The organism is Vreelandella piezotolerans (assembly GCF_012427705.1).
Classification (GTDB): Bacteria; Pseudomonadota; Gammaproteobacteria; order Pseudomonadales; family Halomonadaceae; genus Vreelandella; species Vreelandella piezotolerans.
The window spans coordinates 1,645,626-1,662,514 of sequence record NZ_CP048602.1 but is presented as its reverse complement, the minus strand read 5'-3'; the positions used below and the strand labels follow the sequence as shown (position 1 = coordinate 1,662,514).

The 16,889-nt window shown below is 55.4% G+C and carries 18 protein-coding genes and 1 pseudogene; 6 read left to right on the top strand and 13 right to left on the bottom strand.

The window, feature by feature from the left end:
* Nucleotide 1 precedes the first annotated feature (1 nt).
* Complete coding sequence (leuC, locus tag GYM47_RS07605; protein ID WP_153843909.1) at nt 2-1,453, bottom strand: 3-isopropylmalate dehydratase large subunit; 1,452 nt, start codon at nt 1,451-1,453, stop codon at nt 2-4.
* Between the two features lie 155 nt (nt 1,454-1,608).
* On the opposite strand from leuC, the gene GYM47_RS07600 reads away from it, so the two are divergent.
* Nucleotides 1,609-2,508 (top strand): LysR family transcriptional regulator, encoded by a 900-nt coding sequence (locus GYM47_RS07600; RefSeq protein ID WP_153843910.1) that lies wholly within the window; start codon nt 1,609-1,611, stop codon nt 2,506-2,508.
* A gap of 31 nt (nt 2,509-2,539) precedes the next feature.
* Here GYM47_RS07600 and GYM47_RS07595 read toward each other — a convergent pair whose 3' ends face one another.
* The 9 genes and pseudogenes from GYM47_RS07595 to GYM47_RS07555 form a co-directional block, all read right to left on the bottom strand.
* Nucleotides 2,540-2,950 (bottom strand): thiol-disulfide oxidoreductase DCC family protein, encoded by a 411-nt coding sequence (locus GYM47_RS07595; RefSeq protein ID WP_153843911.1) that lies wholly within the window; start codon nt 2,948-2,950, stop codon nt 2,540-2,542.
* Between the two features lie 51 nt (nt 2,951-3,001).
* Nucleotides 3,002-3,523: a GNAT family N-acetyltransferase gene (locus GYM47_RS07590; RefSeq protein WP_153843912.1), complete on the bottom strand. Its 522-nt coding sequence runs from the start codon at nt 3,521-3,523 to the stop codon at nt 3,002-3,004.
* 377 nt (nt 3,524-3,900) lie between these two features.
* Nucleotides 3,901-4,017: pseudogene (locus tag GYM47_RS18345) on the bottom strand (LysE family translocator); the annotation flags it as partial.
* Nucleotides 4,018-4,047: 30 nt separating this feature from the next.
* Nucleotides 4,048-4,737 (bottom strand): 5'-nucleotidase, encoded by a 690-nt coding sequence (locus GYM47_RS07580; RefSeq protein ID WP_231125662.1) that lies wholly within the window; start codon nt 4,735-4,737, stop codon nt 4,048-4,050.
* Entirely contained in the window at nt 4,724-5,026 is a 303-nt protein-coding gene (locus tag GYM47_RS07575) for a type II toxin-antitoxin system RelE/ParE family toxin (RefSeq protein ID WP_153843913.1), read from the bottom strand. The genes GYM47_RS07580 and GYM47_RS07575 overlap by 14 nt, the downstream gene beginning before the upstream one ends.
* Nucleotides 5,014-5,271, bottom strand: coding sequence for a type II toxin-antitoxin system Phd/YefM family antitoxin (locus tag GYM47_RS07570; protein ID WP_022990189.1), 258 nt, complete (start codon nt 5,269-5,271; stop codon nt 5,014-5,016). The genes GYM47_RS07575 and GYM47_RS07570 overlap by 13 nt, the downstream gene beginning before the upstream one ends.
* Nucleotides 5,272-5,409: 138 nt before the next feature.
* Nucleotides 5,410-5,880 carry a hypothetical protein gene (locus GYM47_RS07565; RefSeq protein ID WP_153843914.1) on the bottom strand — a complete coding sequence of 157 codons (471 nt, stop codon included), beginning with the start codon at nt 5,878-5,880 and terminating at the stop codon, nt 5,410-5,412.
* An 86-nt stretch (nt 5,881-5,966) separates the two neighbouring features.
* Nucleotides 5,967-6,335, bottom strand: coding sequence for a DUF3703 domain-containing protein (locus GYM47_RS07560; protein WP_153843915.1), 369 nt, complete (start codon nt 6,333-6,335; stop codon nt 5,967-5,969).
* 95 nt (nt 6,336-6,430) lie between these two features.
* Nucleotides 6,431-7,114, bottom strand: coding sequence for a hypothetical protein (locus GYM47_RS07555; RefSeq protein ID WP_153843916.1), 684 nt, complete (start codon nt 7,112-7,114; stop codon nt 6,431-6,433).
* Nucleotides 7,115-7,290: 176 nt separating this feature from the next.
* Between GYM47_RS07555 and GYM47_RS07550 the strand changes: the two genes are divergently transcribed.
* Nucleotides 7,291-8,235: an IS5 family transposase gene (locus GYM47_RS07550; protein ID WP_153844212.1), complete on the top strand. Its 945-nt coding sequence runs from the start codon at nt 7,291-7,293 to the stop codon at nt 8,233-8,235.
* 96 nt (nt 8,236-8,331) lie between these two features.
* Here GYM47_RS07550 and GYM47_RS07545 read toward each other — a convergent pair whose 3' ends face one another.
* Both GYM47_RS07545 and GYM47_RS07540 read right to left on the bottom strand, forming a co-directional pair.
* Nucleotides 8,332-9,006, bottom strand: coding sequence for a hypothetical protein (locus GYM47_RS07545; RefSeq protein WP_196781585.1), 675 nt, complete (start codon nt 9,004-9,006; stop codon nt 8,332-8,334).
* A gap of 91 nt (nt 9,007-9,097) precedes the next feature.
* A complete protein-coding gene (locus tag GYM47_RS07540) occupies nt 9,098-10,168 on the bottom strand; it encodes a GTP pyrophosphokinase (protein WP_153843800.1) in 1,071 nt (356 codons plus the stop codon).
* A gap of 565 nt (nt 10,169-10,733) precedes the next feature.
* Here GYM47_RS07540 and GYM47_RS07535 point away from each other — a divergent pair.
* Nucleotides 10,734-12,047 carry a hypothetical protein gene (locus tag GYM47_RS07535; protein WP_153843801.1) on the top strand — a complete coding sequence of 438 codons (1,314 nt, stop codon included), beginning with the start codon at nt 10,734-10,736 and terminating at the stop codon, nt 12,045-12,047.
* Between the two features lie 3 nt (nt 12,048-12,050).
* Here the strand turns inward: GYM47_RS07535 and GYM47_RS07530 are convergent, their stop codons facing one another.
* The gene (locus tag GYM47_RS07530) at nt 12,051-12,569 is read right to left on the bottom strand and encodes a zinc ribbon-containing protein (RefSeq protein ID WP_139528102.1); all 519 of its coding nucleotides are present in this window, start codon (nt 12,567-12,569) and stop codon (nt 12,051-12,053) included.
* A gap of 163 nt (nt 12,570-12,732) precedes the next feature.
* Between GYM47_RS07530 and leuS the strand changes: the two genes are divergently transcribed.
* The 3 genes from leuS to holA are packed head-to-tail and all read left to right on the top strand — an operon-like array spanning nt 12,733 to nt 16,873.
* On the top strand, nt 12,733-15,318 hold the full coding sequence (leuS, locus tag GYM47_RS07525) for a leucine--tRNA ligase (RefSeq protein ID WP_153843802.1): 2,586 nt from the start codon (nt 12,733-12,735) through the stop codon (nt 15,316-15,318).
* Entirely contained in the window at nt 15,315-15,809 is a 495-nt protein-coding gene (locus tag GYM47_RS07520) for an LPS-assembly lipoprotein LptE (RefSeq protein WP_153843803.1), read from the top strand. Before leuS ends, GYM47_RS07520 begins: the two co-directional genes overlap by 4 nt.
* Nucleotides 15,806-16,873 carry a DNA polymerase III subunit delta gene (gene holA, locus GYM47_RS07515; RefSeq protein ID WP_139528105.1) on the top strand — a complete coding sequence of 356 codons (1,068 nt, stop codon included), beginning with the start codon at nt 15,806-15,808 and terminating at the stop codon, nt 16,871-16,873. Before GYM47_RS07520 ends, holA begins: the two co-directional genes overlap by 4 nt.
* Nucleotides 16,874-16,889 lie beyond the last annotated feature (16 nt).

Sequence of the window (16,889 nt, the reverse complement as noted above, 5' to 3'; positions counted from 1 at the left end):
CTTAGGCCTCCTGCGCGTGGGTGGCGTCGTTGGCGGGCAAGGTGCGTACGTCGACGAAGTGACCGGCAATGGCGGCAGCCGCTGCCATGGCCGGGCTCACCAAGTGAGTACGACCGCCGTAGCCCTGGCGTCCCTCGAAGTTACGGTTGGAGGTGGACGCACAGTGCTCGCCCGCGCCCAGCTTATCGGCGTTCATGGCCAAGCACATGGAGCAACCCGGCTCGCGCCACTCGAAGCCCGCTTCGATGAAGATCTTGTCGAGGCCTTCGGCTTCCGCCTGGCGCTTCACCAGGCCAGAACCCGGCACCACCATGGCCAGCTTGATGGTATCGGCCACCTTGTTGCCCTTGGCCACCTTGGCGGCTTCACGCAGGTCTTCGATACGCGAGTTGGTGCAGGAGCCGATGAACACCTTGTCCAGCTTGATATCGGTAATTTTCTGGTTGGCCTGCAGGCCCATGTACTCCAGCGCGCGGGAGTGGCTGCGCTGGACGGTTTCGTCATCGGCGGCCTGGGGGTCGGGCACCTGACCGGAAATACCGGTGACCATTTCGGGGCTGGTGCCCCAGCTCACCTGGGGCTCGATCTCTTCGGCCTTCAGGGTGACCACTTTATCGAAGTGGGCATCGGTATCGGAGACCAGCAGACGCCAGTCGGCCACGGCGGCTTCCCACTGCTCGGCGGTGGGCGCAAAGGGGCGCTCGGCGAGGTAATCGATGGTGGTGTCGTCGACCGCAATCAGCCCCACCCGGGCACCCGCTTCGATGGCCATGTTGCACACGGTCATGCGGCCTTCCATGGAGAGAGACTCGATGGCGCTGCCAGCGAACTCGATGGCGTAGCCTGTGCCGCCTGCGGTGCCAATCTTGCCGATGATCGCCAGCACCACGTCTTTTGCGGTCACGCCCAGGCCAAGCTCGCCTTCGACGCGCACCTGCATGTTCTTCATTTTTTGCGCCAGCAGGCACTGAGTCGCCAAGACGTGCTCGACTTCCGAGGTGCCGATACCGTGGGCCAGCGCGCCAAAGGCGCCGTGGGTAGCGGTGTGGGAGTCACCGCATACCACGGTCATACCCGGCAGTGTGGCACCCTGCTCAGGGCCAACCACGTGCACAATGCCCTGGCGCGGGTCGTTGATCTTGAACTCTTCGATGCCGTACTCGACGCAGTTATCGTCCAGGGTTTGCACCTGAATGAGCGAGACCGGATCTTTGATACCGCTGTTACCTTCGGCGCGCTCTTTCACCGTGGTGGGCACGTTATGGTCCGGCGTGGCCAGGTTGGCATCCAAGCGCCAGGGCTTACGGTTGGCCAAACGCAGGCCTTCAAACGCTTGCGGCGAAGTCACTTCGTGGAGCAGTTGGCGGTCGATGTAGATCAGCGCCGTACCGTCGTCGCGCTGCTTCACCAAATGCTGGTTCCAGAGTTTGTCGTAAAGCGTTTGGCCTGACATGTGGCTCTCCTGGGCGGTGCCCTGCTAGTTCGTGTTGGCAGCCTCTGCGTGCTGCTTCTATGGCATGCCAAGAGTGTTACGCGACTCGCGCATAAAATCAATTCATGTTATTCATACTTTAGATTCCAAATAGGAATAGCAATCAGGGAGCCGCCGTGGATACCCAAAGCCTGCAAGCCTTTCTCGCCGTGGCGGAGACCCAGAGCTTCTCCCGCGCCGCCGAACAGCTCCACCTCACTCAGCCTGCGGTCAGCAAGCGCATCGCCACGCTGGAAGACCTGCTCGGCACTCGGCTTTTCGACCGCATTGGACGGCGCATCGCGCTCACCGAAGCGGGCAACGTGCTGCTGCCCAAGGCCCAGCGCATTCTGTTTACCGTGGAAGACAGCCGCCGTGCGCTGGCGAATCTCTCTGGCCAAGTGGGCGGCAAACTGACGCTCGCCACCAGCCACCACATTGGCCTGCACCGCCTGCCGCCGTTGTTGAAGCAGTACACGCAGCATCACCCGGAAGTGGCGCTCGATTTACACTTCGTGGACTCCGAACTGGCCTATCAGGGCGTGCTGGACGGCACGCTGGAAATGGCCATCGTCACCCTCGCCCCCCATCCTGTCGAACAGCTTCACGTCGTGGAGCTATGGCGCGACCGCCTGTGCGTCGTGTGCGCCAGCGACCATCCGCTTGCCCAGCGCAGTCGCGTGAACGGTAAACCACTGAGCCTGGCCGAGCTATGTGAGGTGAACTGCGTTTTGCCGGGGGCTAAAACCTTTACCCGAACGCTGATCGAACGGCGCTTCGAAGAAGCAGGCTTGACCCTGCCGGTGAGCATGTCCACCAACTATTTGGAAACGCTCAAGATGATGTGCAGCGTCGGACTTGGCTGGAGCCTGCTGCCGGAAAAAATGATCGACAGCGAGCTGGTGGCGCTACCGGTAGACACCGCGCCCATTCACCGCCCGCTCGGCTATTTGGTGCACACCAACCGCACCCTTTCCAATGCCGCGCGTAAAATGATCGAAGAGCTGGAGCACAGCCGCCAACATGCTAACGACTAGACGAGGGCGGTAGCCGTGGATGACGTGGAGATTAGCTATCGATACCCAAAAAACGCGACTTCACTTCTGCTGACGGCACCATACAGGCATTTTTCTTACCAAAGAGCCGATAGCGATGCCGCGCGAATAGTTTGTAAGCCGCATCCCTGATCGGCCTTGGCACAACCTTGAATACATAACAGAACCGCCACGGCCCTTTCAGATCTCTGGCGATCTCAAGGGCCGCATCGGAAAGAACGAAACATTCACCCTGCTTAATGAGCACCAAAGTATCCGCGCCCACATCGGGGACGTTGAAGCGCTCCGTCAGCTCCTGGGCCAACTCACTCTGCATCGGGGTGAAGGCAAAAACGCCCTGTGGATCTCGCTTGATGATGAACTTCACAGCACCGCTGCAGAAGTTGCACACACCATCGAAAATGACGATATATCGATGTTCCATAGGCTCCTGAGGGAAGATGACGTTCGTTTGAAATGACCAACTTGCCTGACGCTACGGGCAACGGCGCACCATGGCAATCCGCTGCATCGGGTCGGGAAGCGTTGCCCGCTGTTCTCGCAAGATAGCGTAAAGCGTTGGGCCACACTCTTCTTCCGGAAGCCTCACAAAACCATGCTTCTCGTAGAAGGGCTTATTCCATGGTAAATGCGCATAGGTGGTAAGCCAGAGGGGGCTATGATCGCTCCAAGTAATAGCATGATGAATCAGCATGCTACCTATTCCTTGCTGCATGTGGTCCGTGCGCACGGAAAGCTGATCCAGATAAGGCACTCCATCAACGACACCGAGGATCATAAAGCCGACAGGCCTATTGACAGTGTCAGCGGCCACCAGGGCGAGCCCGCGTTCAATGGCAAAAGCCCATCGCTGCTGTTCCGATACGACAAAAGGATGCCCCTGCTCGATATCGATGTCGAGCCCAGCACGAACGAACAGCTGGCCCGCATCATCGTCGATGTCTACCAACGCCCCCAACTCATTATAATGCGCTGTACGCAGCGTTATTCCGTTCATGATGCCGCTCCTTGACTGTTCGAGCGCCTATTGGATGGACCTATTGGATGGAAAAGGTTAACCACAACGCCTAGCCGTTTCATGAGGAAACGTTGCCTAGGCAAAGCAGGTGTTTCGTCGGAATATGGCTCTCGGGTAATACTGATGAGCCTTGTACAGCGCGTGCACACCGACGCCCCAGAGGGTGACGTTCAAGTCGCGCAAAGCAGCAGAGCCTCGATAAAAAGGTATGGCACTCACGGCGAGAAAGCGATCCCGGGCACATGGCCTCACGACGGTGCGACGCGCCACCCAGGGCAGCCCCCTGTAGCGCGTGGTAACGAGCGATTAGCGAGGCACCCGCGAGGCCGCGCCACCGAGCTGAGCGAAATGCACCCAGCAACATGTTTGCCGTATCGCTTGGCATTCGCCATGGAGAGCAGATTGTTGGGGCCGGGGGCCATGTTCAGGGCAAAGCATGCAGGTATGAATAACAGGAGCGTCATCAGGGTCATGTCGGTTCCCATCTTGTAAGATGAATGGGGTCAGCTCCCGGCAGAAAGCTCATCTGCCTTCGCCTTGGGCTGGTTGGTGACACCAAACGGAATATGAACAGAAGGCACCACCGCACTGGCAGACTGCAAATGGCCAGACTGATCATCGAAGAAGATGTGCGGCTTCAACACACCCAGCACTCTGCCCTTCTCGATTCCGCCGAGGAAAAACGCATCGTTGGCCATGACACCCCAGCTTTTCAGCGTTTTCAAGGCGCGTTCATGGGAAGGCGCATTGCGGGCCGTGACAATCGATACGCGTATACGGTTTTCATACTCCGGGTGCTGCTGTTTGTACGCTTCTTCCGCCGACTGGATTCTTGAAATGCGTACCAGGAACTCTTTCAGTGGCCCAGGGTGATGCGGCTGCATCACGTTCTTGACTTCATGATCATGGAAGGCCGTGAGTCCTGATGCCTGCATGACCGACTCGGATTCGTCGCCCGCCAGCACGCCATCGAAGTCAAAAGCGATGCGTAGTGTCTGGTCGTCTTCATCGTCGTCAAACATGGAATCCAGCACCTGCCCCGCCGGGGGGCCGCTGCCAATGGCGGTCTCCACGTCCGGCTTGTGGCCAGACAAAAATAGCGCAATGTTCAACGCCGAAGCGCACCGGTGACTTTGACGTAGCAAAGCGGAGACAAAGGCATCCGAGTGACGCGCCTGGTTAGCTGTTCCCAAGCATGTACGCCCGAAGCTGCCGCTCCTCTCGCATGACATAGAGAACGAGAACCCGCTGCCCATCCTCACGATAAAAAATGCGACATGGTGGAACCACTACCTCCCTGTATACCGAATTAGGGAGCTCTGGAGGAATCCGTCCGGATTGGGGAAAATCTGCCAAGCGCTCGGTCTTATCGAAAACTTCTTTAACCAGATGACTTGCGGCAGCAGGATTATCCAGAGCGATGTACTCAGCGATGGCATCCAGTTCTTGAAGGGCAGGCTCCGTCCAGATTACTTCAGCCATTTACTCATTTTCTCCCTAGCCTCACTTTGGCTGTACGTTCTTCCCTCAAGTACAGCACGCTCTCCCCGTGAGAGCCCCTCAAGCAGCTCAAGCCGGCGCTGCATAAACTCGTAATCCTGCACATCGACAAGGTATGCGGATGGCTGGCCATGCTCCGTGATCAGTACCGGTTCTTTAGACAGGTGCAGATCGGCCAGAATTTTTGTGGCTTGGCGCTTGAGGTTCGTAACAAGCTCGACTTTCATGGGCTCACCCTGAATCAGACTGTTAGTGGCACTATAGTATCACTTCTCGGATGGGACAATCACAGCTAACGCCCAAAGCAGCGGCGCGCGGTAGCGCGTCCAGCCCGCAGGGCGATGCTGCCTTTGCTTGTTATGTTTTTAATAGTATTGGGTATAGTCTGCTTCAATGTCAGCCAACCTTGCCAATTGATCTAGGATTGATTTACCTGTAACCAATAAGTCTTGTGTTCGTTCTGGATTATCCCAGCCCTCTGCACCGTGTTTACCTCCGTGAAAGAGGTTGTTTCTGATCGTTTTAAGTAAGCGAACAACTCTACAGAGTTCAGAGTTACAATCTGCTAAGCCTACTTCGCGCCATTGAAGGTCTGAATGCTCCCCAACCTTTTGTCTTTTGGGGTTAAGTTCAATTAGCCTATTGGTTTCCGCTGTGTGTTCGAACGTCTCTGCGTACCTTTCTACGAACGCATCCCACCCCGGTTCTGCATTTTCTCCAGCGCCATTGCGTTTTAAGAAACGGTTTTCTTTAAGCGCAAACTCAAATCGTGAGAACCAATAAAAGAAATCAAACGCATACTCCTTTAAAGGGTCATTAATATCTTCTTTACGCACGATCTCTCCAGAAAACATAACGCATAGCGCACCGGTGGTCTTTACAGAGCGGAGCGGCGTAAAGGACATCCGTGTGACGCGTATGGTTATACACCGGACTTGGCCTTTTGAATCAAAGTAGCCAACTCCGGTGCAATTGGCATCTTCTTGAACGGGCTCACATTGGCACCACCCGTATTGCCTTGTGGCACCAACCCAAATACAGTTTTCGTCGCAGCACCAACAATCCGAAAAGCCTGACCTAGCGTTTCTCGAAATGAACGATTACGAATTGCCCATGCCAGCATCATCAAATGGACCTTAACGTGCCAATACGTTGATTCCTGCCCAAGCACATGCGCCCGTTCGAGATGGGAAAATTCCTGCTGGGTATCACCCGCTGACCTTGCCCGCTTGGCATTCGTCAGCTCAACCTCGACGTAGGGTGCCACTCGCTGTGAAAAAGTATGTTTCATGAAGACCTCTTCGTAGGGATGTAACGCTGCCATCACCGGTGACAAAGCCGTAGCGAAGCGCAGGTTTTGGCATCCGGTGCATGGCCTGGTTAGATTTATCGTACTCCCAGAAGCCGTTTATATGCACTGTCTTTGCCTAAATTCGGGATTTGCGCATCGGTAGCCCCTTGTATCTGAGCAAAGGCCTGCTGAGTGACTTGATTAGTAGTTCGAGGCGCCAATCGCCCTAGTAATGCCCTGAAATTTGAAAGACAGGATCGTAGTCCAACACGGGATGAAAATTCTCGATCGGTTAAAAGAAGTGCCACCTCTCGCAACTCGGCCTCACCAAATTTCGTTATCAAGCGTTCGTAATACGGTACAGCCATATCTGACACCCCATGACCGTTTCCAATTCGAGCCATCACAAGTGTCTTAACATAAGATTTTCGAACGGCATCAGGTACCGTGCCTGCAGAAGAAACGTAGGCATCAAGAGCTCGAGCGTGAGCAGGCTCGTTGTGAAAATTATTAAATCCAGCATGGGCGGCAAATAGGCTGTCAATTTTGTCAGCCATTTCTAGCGCAAGCGTATCATTTGGAAGAAACGGTAGGCCTCCAACAACGGAAAGGAACTCGTTGGCAGCCTCTTTTCTATCTACCTCCCCGTTTGATGCAAATGTTGCGTATTTAAAGCCACACTCGTATTTAACTTCATCTGGCGCAACAGTCCACGCTGAGCCAGCCACCAACTTGATGTTGCTTTTAATCTGAACTGCCGCATCTTTGGTTGTGTACATACCAAATAAGGTTCTGAGTACGGAAGTTGCCAACTCGGGAGGTAAATACTCGATTCCTGCCCGAATATACTGGGAGTCCTGCTCAGTGAGTGTGGTATTTCTAAGGAAGCTCTGAAAAAGTCACTGCCATCAGTGATAATACGGCTATCGTCAACTGCATAGGTTTCAGTGCTGCCATGGATCAAATCACCTTCTCCGAAGCCGAGTACCAGAACAAGAAGAGAAAGACTCGCCGCGAACTCTTTCTGGAGCGGATGGACAAGCTGATCCCCTGGACGCAGCTGGAGAAGAAGATAGCCCGTTATTACCCCAAGGGCGAGAGCGGGCGGCCTCCGTATCCGTTGTCTGCCATGCTCCGCGTCCATTGCATGCAGTTGTTTTACAACCTGAGCGATCCGGCCATGGAAGACGCCCTCTACGAGATCGAGTCCATGCGCCAATTCGCCGGTTTGAAACTAGACCGATTGCCGGACGAAACCACGATTCTCAAGTTTCGCCATTTTCTGGAACATCACGGCCTTGGCAAGGTGCTGTTCCAGGAAGTGAACAACCACCTAGAGAAAAATGGCCTGATGCTGCGCGAAGGGAGCATTGTCGATGCCACTATCATCTCTGCGCCTAGTTCCACCAAAAACAAAAAAGGCGAGCGCGATCCGGAAATGCACCAGACTAAAAAAGGTAGCTCTTGGCACTTTGGCATGAAAATGCATATAGGTGTCGACGATAAGCTTGGGTTGATTCACAGCATCGAGACCACGGCTGCCAATGTCCATGACATTGTGCCTGCCGATAAGCTCCTTCACGGTGAAGAGCAACGCGTCTTCGGTGATGCCGGTTACCTGGGTATTCAAAAACGCGACGAGCACAAGCACCGCAACGATATCTCTTGGTATATTGCCAAACGGCCTGGCACACGCAAGAAGCTAGATGCCAGGCGACAGAAAGTCGAAAACATCAAAGCCAGTATCCGTGCCAAGGTGGAGCACCCCTTTCGGTACATCAAACAAGTTTTTGGTTATGGCAAGGCTCGCTATCGTGGACTGGCCAAAAACACTCAGCGCCTGCACTTGCTGGCGGCGTTCAGCAACCTGCTGATCAGTGAGAAATACCTATGGGAATAGGGCGATTGCGCTCCTTTCCCGCTCAATGAGCGGGAAAGGAGCAAAAATACACAAAGAAAGGGAGAAGAGTGTCTGAATTTTCGATTTTTTGTCGGCTCAAGTAAGCGTTGATGAATATCGGCAGTTATTCAGACCTTCCCTAATACTGTTAAGAAAACGCTTGACCTCAATTACAGGCCCTTCAGGCTCCTTTGCAATAACCTCTCGAATACAAGTCTCCAGCCAAGATATCAACTGAAAGCCAGTGAGGTCATTTTGGTTTGGGTGCGCTGCGCTAGCCCAATTCCGCATATCCCTTATATAGTCCAAGTGCTTGTAACCAATATCAGAAAGTATTCCTGTCAGATGGCAGCCCCGTATCAACTCCCACTCTTCTATTTTTTGAAGATCATCTTCATCTTTCAGTTTTGCTCTGCGCTTGGTATCTGTCACGACACTGTCATAAAAATACTCTAAATCAAAACGTGCCACTTTATTTCGAAGGTTTACAACAGTCTCGTCCCAGATGAAGTTAAGGGCGGCATCAAACAATCCTGCCCCGCAGGCAGCAATAAATTTTGACAGATAGATCGATGTCGATTTCCGATTAGCATCGATCAACTCGATCACATCAGGCACGTTAGCGATCACCCGTTGGCGCTCTTGAACAGGAACTAGGACATGCTCATTAGGCAACCCAAGCTCACCGAGGTACTGCGTCAATCCCGCTGTAAATTGATCAACACTAGTTGCCACTTCATCTTTTGATAACACTTTTATCTCTTTGGTCAAAACAACCTCCTTTGTGGCAACGGAAATCTAACGCCGCGCTCTGCGGAAAACTTGAAGCGTAGCGTAAAGTTTTTCCGACAGCAGCGCTTTGTTAGCCATTTTCTGCCAGCCATGCTTCAAACGTTTCGGTTGATTGGTTGGTTAGCAATTTAGAAAACGCTTCCTTATTACCGTTATATAGGCAGTGCCTAATAATTGTATAAGGATTCAACTTATCATTTGGGTACTCATGTTCGAAAAACTCCTTATATCGCTTTACTAGCGAGATATTCTCTCGCATATAGAAATTGAATTTTCCGCGAGTTATATCCGGTTTCAGAGACACAATTTCTTCGGTAAATCCGTCCACCTTATGGGACTCGAACTCAAAACCGTTAAAAAAGTGCTGCGCTATCTTCAAAAAGCTGAACGCGTTTAAAGGGGAAATTGTAAACCTAGGTGCTTCTTCACCCGATTCAACTTGATCGGTTTCCTGAGTGATTTGTTCTTGAGGTACGTCTTCTGCCCTTATACTTTCTTCTGTAGCATTTCGGATTTCTCTGAACTCCCTATCTGCTACCTCAAATAGCGCGGCTAGAGAGTTAATTCGTCTTTTAAGGTAATTCGGTATAGATTTTTTGTACTTAATCTTGTGATCAATAACGCTCCATGAGTCCTGTATTATCGTCCGTATTTGAACTTCAAACTGGAAATCTGTGAACTTCGAATATTCAGGAAGCCCCCTTCTTTGTTCATTTAATTTCAGGTCCAAATGGAGACCCTTGTAGCCGAAAGAGTTTTCGGTATTTTCAATCTGTGAAATCTTGTCAGTTATATCAATAACATCAAAATGCTCGCACAAAAGATCTTTAATTTTGACTATATCATCCTCATAGAGGCAAACTACCCGCAAGCCTATTAGGTCGGTGATGTGATCTATAATCTGATATTCGTCGCCTTCTGATTCAAGATCTGTTCGATATTTTCTGCTGAATTTCTTTACGCATTCGTCCCTATCTTTTACTCGGCCTTCAATTTTTGACAAAGCAATATCGCTGGAGCTTCTGATTAAGGAATTCACTAGAGTGATGAATGACCCCTTTGCTCCATCTAGTAGCCCACTATTTTCGTTGTAGTAATCTCGGAAATTTGTCTTTTCCGTCTCAAAATCCAAAGATGGCATGTATTCTCCCTGAGGATGGCTAACAGTGGTTATATAGCCCGCTACATAACATCAATAACTGAGCGATCACAGTCATTGATGTTATACAGTCCCAAAAAACACCTAACCCATTGATTTTAAATAACAACCCCTTGAATCAGGCTACATATCCCCTATTATCCTGCACGCTCGTTTTGCCTGTTTAATCATACTCTATTCATAAAATTTGCTTAGGTCACCTACCTTGCGAAAATTTTTGCGTGCCTTGGGTGGCACATTCGGCACCGCGTTGCGGTGCTTCGCGGGTGCCTCACTTCGTTCGTTACGCCGCGCTACGGGATCGGTGGCTTTTTCGATGTCTGGGTGGCTGGGTCATCGCGCGCTGAAGCGCCTTCCCACTCATGTCATCTTCCACTCTTTCCATCTCTCACAACTATCATCTCCCGCACCATCCATCTTTCGCCTCTGCCACCTGCTACATCTGTCACCTCCCACACATGCCATCTCCCTTACCCCTTAACCTCTTGCGACTAGCCTTCTCTCGCAAACCAGCTTAGCCTGCTAACTCAACCAGTAAGGGATCGAGATGCGAGAGACGACGAGGCGGCAGCGCTTGGCGGGGGTATTGGTGCTGCTGGGGCTTTTGGCGCAGATAGTGGGCTTTACCGGGGCGGTGCCGACCGCGCAGGCGGTGAGCTATTTGTTGTGGGCGGCGGTGGCGCTGCTGTGGCGGGATATTCCCAAGCGTTCACGCATTCAGGCTGGAGTGTTGATTGCCCTGGGTGTGGTGATGCTGGTGGTGGCGCAAACCGTGTATGGCGCGGCGGTGAACTGGCCTGCCATGCTGCAGGGGAACGTGTTCGTGGCTTCCATGCTGGTGGGCGTGAGTTTTATCTCGCTGATCGGCACCCAGGGCAACAAGCGTGCGCCGGGTAAGCGGGTAACGGGGGCGGACGGCGTGCTACGCACCTGGCTGGGGGTTCATTTTCTTGGCACGATTTTGAATCTATCGACGGTGTTCATGGTGGGCGACCGCTTGGCCCGCCGTGCGCCGTTGACCACGCCGCAGCTACTGGCGCTGAACCGGGGGCTTTCTAGCGCAGCCCTTTGGTCGCCCTTCTTTGCCTCCATGGCGGTGGTGATTGCCCTGGTGCCATCGGTGCAGTACGCCCAGATTGCCGTGGTGGGTTTTCCGATGGCCATGCTCTCGGGGCTATTGACCACATTAGAGCTGCGGCGGCGGTTCGATTTGGCCGAGGTGGATGGTTTTTCGCTATCGCCGCGCAGCCTGCTGATGCCAGCGGGCATGGCGGCGCTGGTGATGCTGTTTCACTTCTGGATCACGCCGTCGCTGACCATCGTCAGCATCATTACCTTTTTACTGCCGGGGGTGGCGCTGTTAAGCAACCTGCGGGAAGGGCCGCGCTTTACCCTGCGGCGTATTCGCCAGCATACCGTGACCCGCCTGCCCGCCATGCGTGGGGAGATTTCGCTGTTTCTAGCGGCGGGGTTACTTACTTTGGGGCTGTCGACGCTGGTGGCCGCCGCTGCGGGCGATGAGTGGACGCTGTTTGCCCGCTTTGGCACCTGGCAGGCCATGGCCAGCTTTGCCGCCATTACACTGAGCGCGCTGGCGGGGCTGCACCCAATTATTGGCGTTTCGGTGCTGGCGTCTATTTTGGATTTGAGCGGCGGCGAGCAAACGCTGTTTGCCTTTGTGGCGCTGAGCGCCTGGGCGGTGGGCACCAGCGTAGGGCCGCTTTCCGGTATCAATCTTTCCTTACAGGGCCGCTATGGAGTGAGCGGGTATCGCATGATGAAAGACAACCTGCCCTACGCAGCGATGATGAGCCTGCTCTCGCTGGGGGCGATCGCAGGCTTGGGCGCTTGGCTGGGTTAACAATCAGGTTTCGATGATTTTATTGGGGAAGCGGTAGAAGTAGCGGTGGCCGCACTGGTGGCAGGGTTCCAGCCGGGCGACCTCGTTGAGCATTACCTGGGCATCGCAGTGGGTGCAGGCCATCAAGCCAGGGGCGGCCATTTCGCCTTCGCAGTAGTCGGCGCGGGCGGCTTCCAGGTCATCCTCGAAGCGTTCGCGCTCGACGATGCTGCGGTCGGCAATCGAGAGTAGCGATTCCGCCACGCGGCGGGAGAGCTGGTCGATATCGATCCCTAGCCAGCTTGCCACCTGCTTGCCGGTATCGGCCATGTAGTAGCGCATGTCTTTCAGGTCGCGCTCTACCCAGGCGCGTAGCAGGGCCAGCTCGTCTTTGGTGTACTCTTCCAGCTCGGCTTCGAAGGCAACGGCGTCGTCCAAATCCTTTTGCAGGTTGTCCCAAGTGAGCTCGTTGGCGCCATCTTGCATGCGCTCCAACAGGCGCTCGTAGCCTTCGCGAAGGCGGTGATCGTTCTGTTTTTCCATGGGTCCTCTCCTTTTGTTGCCACAGGTGATGCCTATCATCGGCTAGCCGTTCAAGGATACACCCGCATAGGATACAATCGACGCTACTTATCTGACAGTCGTCATCTATTATTCACTTTGCGCCCTTAGCTGGGCGAATGACCCCAAGGCATTGAAAACACCGATGGACGCACATTACAGCCCCCGTGATATCGAACGTGATGCTCAGCAGTACTGGGACAAGCACCAGTGCTTCAAAGCCGTAGAAGACGCCAACCGCGAAAAGTTCTACTGCCTATCCATGTTCCCCTACCCCAGCGGCAAGCTGCACATGGGCCACGTGCGTAATTACACTATCGGCGACGTTGTCTCACGTTTCCAGCGCATGCAGGGTAAAAATGTCATGCAGCCCATGGGCTGGGACGCGTTCGGAATGCCGGCGGAAAATGCCGCGATCCAAAATCAGGTGCCGCCTGCCAAGTGGACTTATCAGAACATCGATTACATGCGCAACCAGTTGAAGGCACTGGGGTTTGCCTACGACTGGAGCCGTGAATTCGCTACCTGCGACACCAGCTACTACCGCTGGGAGCAGTGGTTCTTCACCAAGCTGGTGGAGAAAGGGCTGGTCTACAAGAAGATGTCCACGGTGAACTGGGACCCGGTCGACCAAACCGTGCTAGCCAACGAACAGGTCATCGACGGCTGCGGCTGGCGTTCCGGCGCGCCGGTGGAGCGCAAAGAGATCCCGTTGTGGTTCCTGAAGATCACTGACTACGCCGATGAACTGCTGGCGGATTTGGATAACGTCGAGTGGCCCGAGCAGGTCAAAACCATGCAGCGCAACTGGATTGGTAAATCCCGTGGCGTCGAGCTGAGCTTCGATATCAAAGCCGCCGATGGTAGCGCCTGCGAGCCGCTGGCGGTATACACCACCCGCCCGGACACGCTGATGGGCGTGACCTACGTGGCCGTGGCCGCCGGGCACCCGCTGGCCAAACAGGCCGCCGAGCAGAGCAGCGAGATCGCGGCGTTCTGTGAAGAGTGCGCCAAAGGCGGCACCTCTGAAGCGGAAATGGCCACCAAAGAGAAGCTGGGCATGACCACGGGCCATAAAGCCATTCACCCGTTGAGTGGTGAAGAAGTGCCCGTCTTTGTGGCCAACTTCGTGCTCATGGAGTTTGGCACTGGCGCGGTCATGGCCGTGCCCGCACACGACCAGCGCGACTGGGAGTTTGCCACCAAGTACGGTGTCGAGCTGAAGCCGGTGGTCGCCGATGAGCAAGGCAACACGCCGGATATCTCCGAAGGCGCGTATGTCGAACACGGCACGCTGATCAATTCCGGCGAGTTCGACGGCCTGGAATTCCAAGCGGCGTTCGATGCCATTGCCGCCAAGCTGGCCGAACTGGGCCGTGGCGAAGTGAAAACCAACTACCGCCTGCGCGATTGGGGCATTGCCCGCCAGCGCTACTGGGGCGCGCCGATTCCGGTGAAGTACGGCCCGGAAGGCCAAACCGTACCGCTTTCCGATGACGAGCTGCCCGTCGCCCTGCCCATGGAAGTCACCGTGGATGCCTCCGGCTCGCCGCTGAAGAAGATGCCGGAGTTCTCCGAGCTGGGCGACGGCTGGGTGCGTGAAACCGACACCTTCGATACCTTCATGGAGTCCTCCTGGTACTTCGCCCGCTTCTGCTGTGCGGATAACCACGAGGCGATGCTGGACGAGCGCGCCAACTACTGGCTGCCGGTGGATCTCTACATTGGCGGTATCGAGCATGCCATTCTGCACCTGCTCTACGCCCGCTTCTTCCACAAGCTGCTGCGCGATTTCGGCATGGTCAATTCCGACGAGCCGTTCCAGCAGCTGCTCACCCAAGGCATGGTGATCGCCGAAACCTTCTACCGCATTAAAGAGAACGGCGGTAAAGAGTGGTTTAATCCCGCCGATGTGGAAGTGAAGCGCGACGAGAAAGGCCGCCCGCTGAGCGCCGTACTGATGAGCGACGGCCAGCCGGTGGAGATGGGCGGCATCGAGAAGATGTCCAAGTCGAAGAACAACGGCGTCGATCCGCAATCGATGATCGACAAGTTCGGTGCCGACACCGTGCGCCTGTTCATGATGTTCGCTGCACCGCCCGAGCAGTCGCTGGAGTGGTCGGACTCCGGTGTGGAAGGCGCGCATCGCTTCTTGAAGCGTATCTGGCGTCAGGTCAGCGAGCACTTGGAAGCGGGCACGCCGGGCACGCTGAACGTCGACGCGCTCGACGACGTCCAAAAAGCGCTACGCCGCAAGACCCACGAAACCATCAAGAAAGCCAGCGACGACATTGGCCGTCGCACCACGTTCAACACCGCCATTGCGGCCGTGATGGAGCTTTCCAACGCGGTGGCCAAGTTCGAGGATACCTCCGAGCTGGGGTTGGCGGTCAGCCGTGAAGCGCTAGAGGCCTGCGTCCTGCTGCTGGCCCCTATTACCCCGCACTTGTGCCACACGCTGTGGCAACAGTTCGGCCACGAACAGCCGGCCATCGAAGCCCAGTGGCCGGACGTCGACGAAGCCGCCCTGACCCGCGACAGCATCGAGCTGGTGGTACAGGTGAACGGTAAGCTTCGCGCCCGCCTGGAAGCTCCGGCCAGCGCTGATAAAGCCGCCATCGAGCAACTGGCGATGGAAAACGATAACGTCCAGCGCCATTTGGAAGGCAAAACGGTTCGTAAGGTGATCGTGGTGCCCGGCAAGCTGGTTAACATTGTGGTGAGTGGATGAATCGCCGTCGCTTCTTGACCCTGAGTACTGCCGCCTCGGTGGCGGTGCTGCTCAGCGGCTGTGGGTTCCGCTTGCGCGGTTCGGAATCCATGCCACGTCTTCCTGCGCTATCGTTAGAGGGCGATGACAATAGCGCTCTCGCTCAGCAGCTTCGCACACGTCTGCAGCAACTGGGCACCGAGGTGACAAGCGGTGCGCCCTGGCGCGTGACGCTGAGCACCCCCTCGCTACAGCAGCGCCCCATTGGCACCGAGGGTCGCGCGAGCCGAGAGCATGAACTAACGCTGAGCACGTCGCTGTCGGTGCAGCAGCGCGATACCGGCGCGTACGCGTTGAACGATGCTACGGTGGCGACCAGCACGCGCATTCGCGTCAGCGATGACGACCTGCTGAACCGGGAGACGCTCTTCCAGGAAGCCCAGCAAACGCTGACCCGCCAGCTTGCCCAGCGCATCATCGAACGGTTGGCCAATCTCGAGGCGCTGCGGTGAAGGTATTTGCCGATCAATTGCCTGCCGCTCTTGCCAAGAAGCTGCCGAAAGCGGTGATCGTGGCGGGTGACGAGCCGCTTCAGCATCGTGACGCCTGCGATGCCGTCCGCGCCGCCGCCCGCCAAGCGGGTATCGAAGAGCGCGAAGTGCTGGACGTGGAGCCCAACTTTGCCTGGGGACGGCTACTGGAAACCGCCAGTAACCTCTCGCTGTTTGCCTCTAACAAGCTGCTGGAGCTGCGTTTGGGCAATCAAAAGCTGGGGCAGGAAGGCACCAAAGCGCTGGCGCAGTACGCAGACATGATGGATGGCAGCGATGATTTGCTGCTGGTCAGCATGGGCAAAGTCGATGCCAAGCAGCAGAAAAGCGCCTGGTTCAAGGCGCTGGACAAACACGGCTTGTTCGTGCCCGTTTGGCCGGTCGATGCCTCGCGCCTTGGCTACTGGCTGCGCGATAGGGCCTCGCATCACGGCCTGCAAATCGACCTGGAAGCGGCGCGCTTACTGGGTGAGCGCACCGAGGGCAATCTGTTGGCGGCGGATCAGGAACTACAGAAGCTGGCGCTGATCTACCCGGCCAACACTCGGCTCAACGTCGAACACATTGCTCAAGGCGTCGAAGACAGTACCCGCTTCGATGTCTTCAATCTGGCAGACGCCTGCTTGAAAGGCGAACCCAGCCGCGCCTCGCGGATCGTCCACGGCCTGAAGAGCGAAGGCGTGGAAGCGCCCATCGTCCTATGGGCGCTGACCCGCGAGCTGCGCACCCTGCTGTCCCTGCATCAGCATCTCGACCAGGGCCAGAGTTTCGAACACGCCTGCAAAACCCAAAAGCCGATGATTTTCGATAAACGCCGCCCGGCCTATCAAAAAGCCATTGGCCGACTCTCCATGAAGCGCTTGCACAAACTGCTGCTCATGGCGCAGCGCTTGGACTTGGCGGTCAAAGGCGCCTCTGTCGTACCGCTGTGGCCGGGGCTGCACGATCTGGCCATGACCATGGCCGGAGCCAAGGGCATTTTAGCGGAAACACCCTGGACCTATCGCATTAGTGCAAATAATTAGTACTTTGCATTTTTAT

What these genes read in the sequence shown, in the direction of transcription:
- leuC (WP_153843909.1), bottom strand. Translation starts at nt 1,453, where the DNA reads ATGTCAGGCCAAACGCTTTACGACAAACTCTGGAACCAGCATTTGGTG.
- GYM47_RS07595 (WP_153843911.1), bottom strand. Translation starts at nt 2,950, where the DNA reads ATGGAACATCGATATATCGTCATTTTCGATGGTGTGTGCAACTTCTGC.
- GYM47_RS07590 (WP_153843912.1), bottom strand. Translation starts at nt 3,523, where the DNA reads ATGAACGGAATAACGCTGCGTACAGCGCATTATAATGAGTTGGGGGCG.
- GYM47_RS07575 (WP_153843913.1), bottom strand. Translation starts at nt 5,026, where the DNA reads ATGGCTGAAGTAATCTGGACGGAGCCTGCCCTTCAAGAACTGGATGCC.
- GYM47_RS07570 (WP_022990189.1), bottom strand. Translation starts at nt 5,271, where the DNA reads ATGAAAGTCGAGCTTGTTACGAACCTCAAGCGCCAAGCCACAAAAATT.
- GYM47_RS07560 (WP_153843915.1), bottom strand. Translation starts at nt 6,335, where the DNA reads ATGAAACATACTTTTTCACAGCGAGTGGCACCCTACGTCGAGGTTGAG.
- GYM47_RS07555 (WP_153843916.1), bottom strand. Translation starts at nt 7,114, where the DNA reads ATGTACACAACCAAAGATGCGGCAGTTCAGATTAAAAGCAACATCAAG.
- GYM47_RS07550 (WP_153844212.1), top strand. Translation starts at nt 7,291, where the DNA reads ATGGATCAAATCACCTTCTCCGAAGCCGAGTACCAGAACAAGAAGAGA.
- GYM47_RS07540 (WP_153843800.1), bottom strand. Translation starts at nt 10,168, where the DNA reads ATGCCATCTTTGGATTTTGAGACGGAAAAGACAAATTTCCGAGATTAC.
- GYM47_RS07535 (WP_153843801.1), top strand. Translation starts at nt 10,734, where the DNA reads ATGCGAGAGACGACGAGGCGGCAGCGCTTGGCGGGGGTATTGGTGCTG.
- GYM47_RS07530 (WP_139528102.1), bottom strand. Translation starts at nt 12,569, where the DNA reads ATGGAAAAACAGAACGATCACCGCCTTCGCGAAGGCTACGAGCGCCTG.
- leuS (WP_153843802.1), top strand. Translation starts at nt 12,733, where the DNA reads ATGGACGCACATTACAGCCCCCGTGATATCGAACGTGATGCTCAGCAG.
- GYM47_RS07520 (WP_153843803.1), top strand. Translation starts at nt 15,315, where the DNA reads ATGAATCGCCGTCGCTTCTTGACCCTGAGTACTGCCGCCTCGGTGGCG.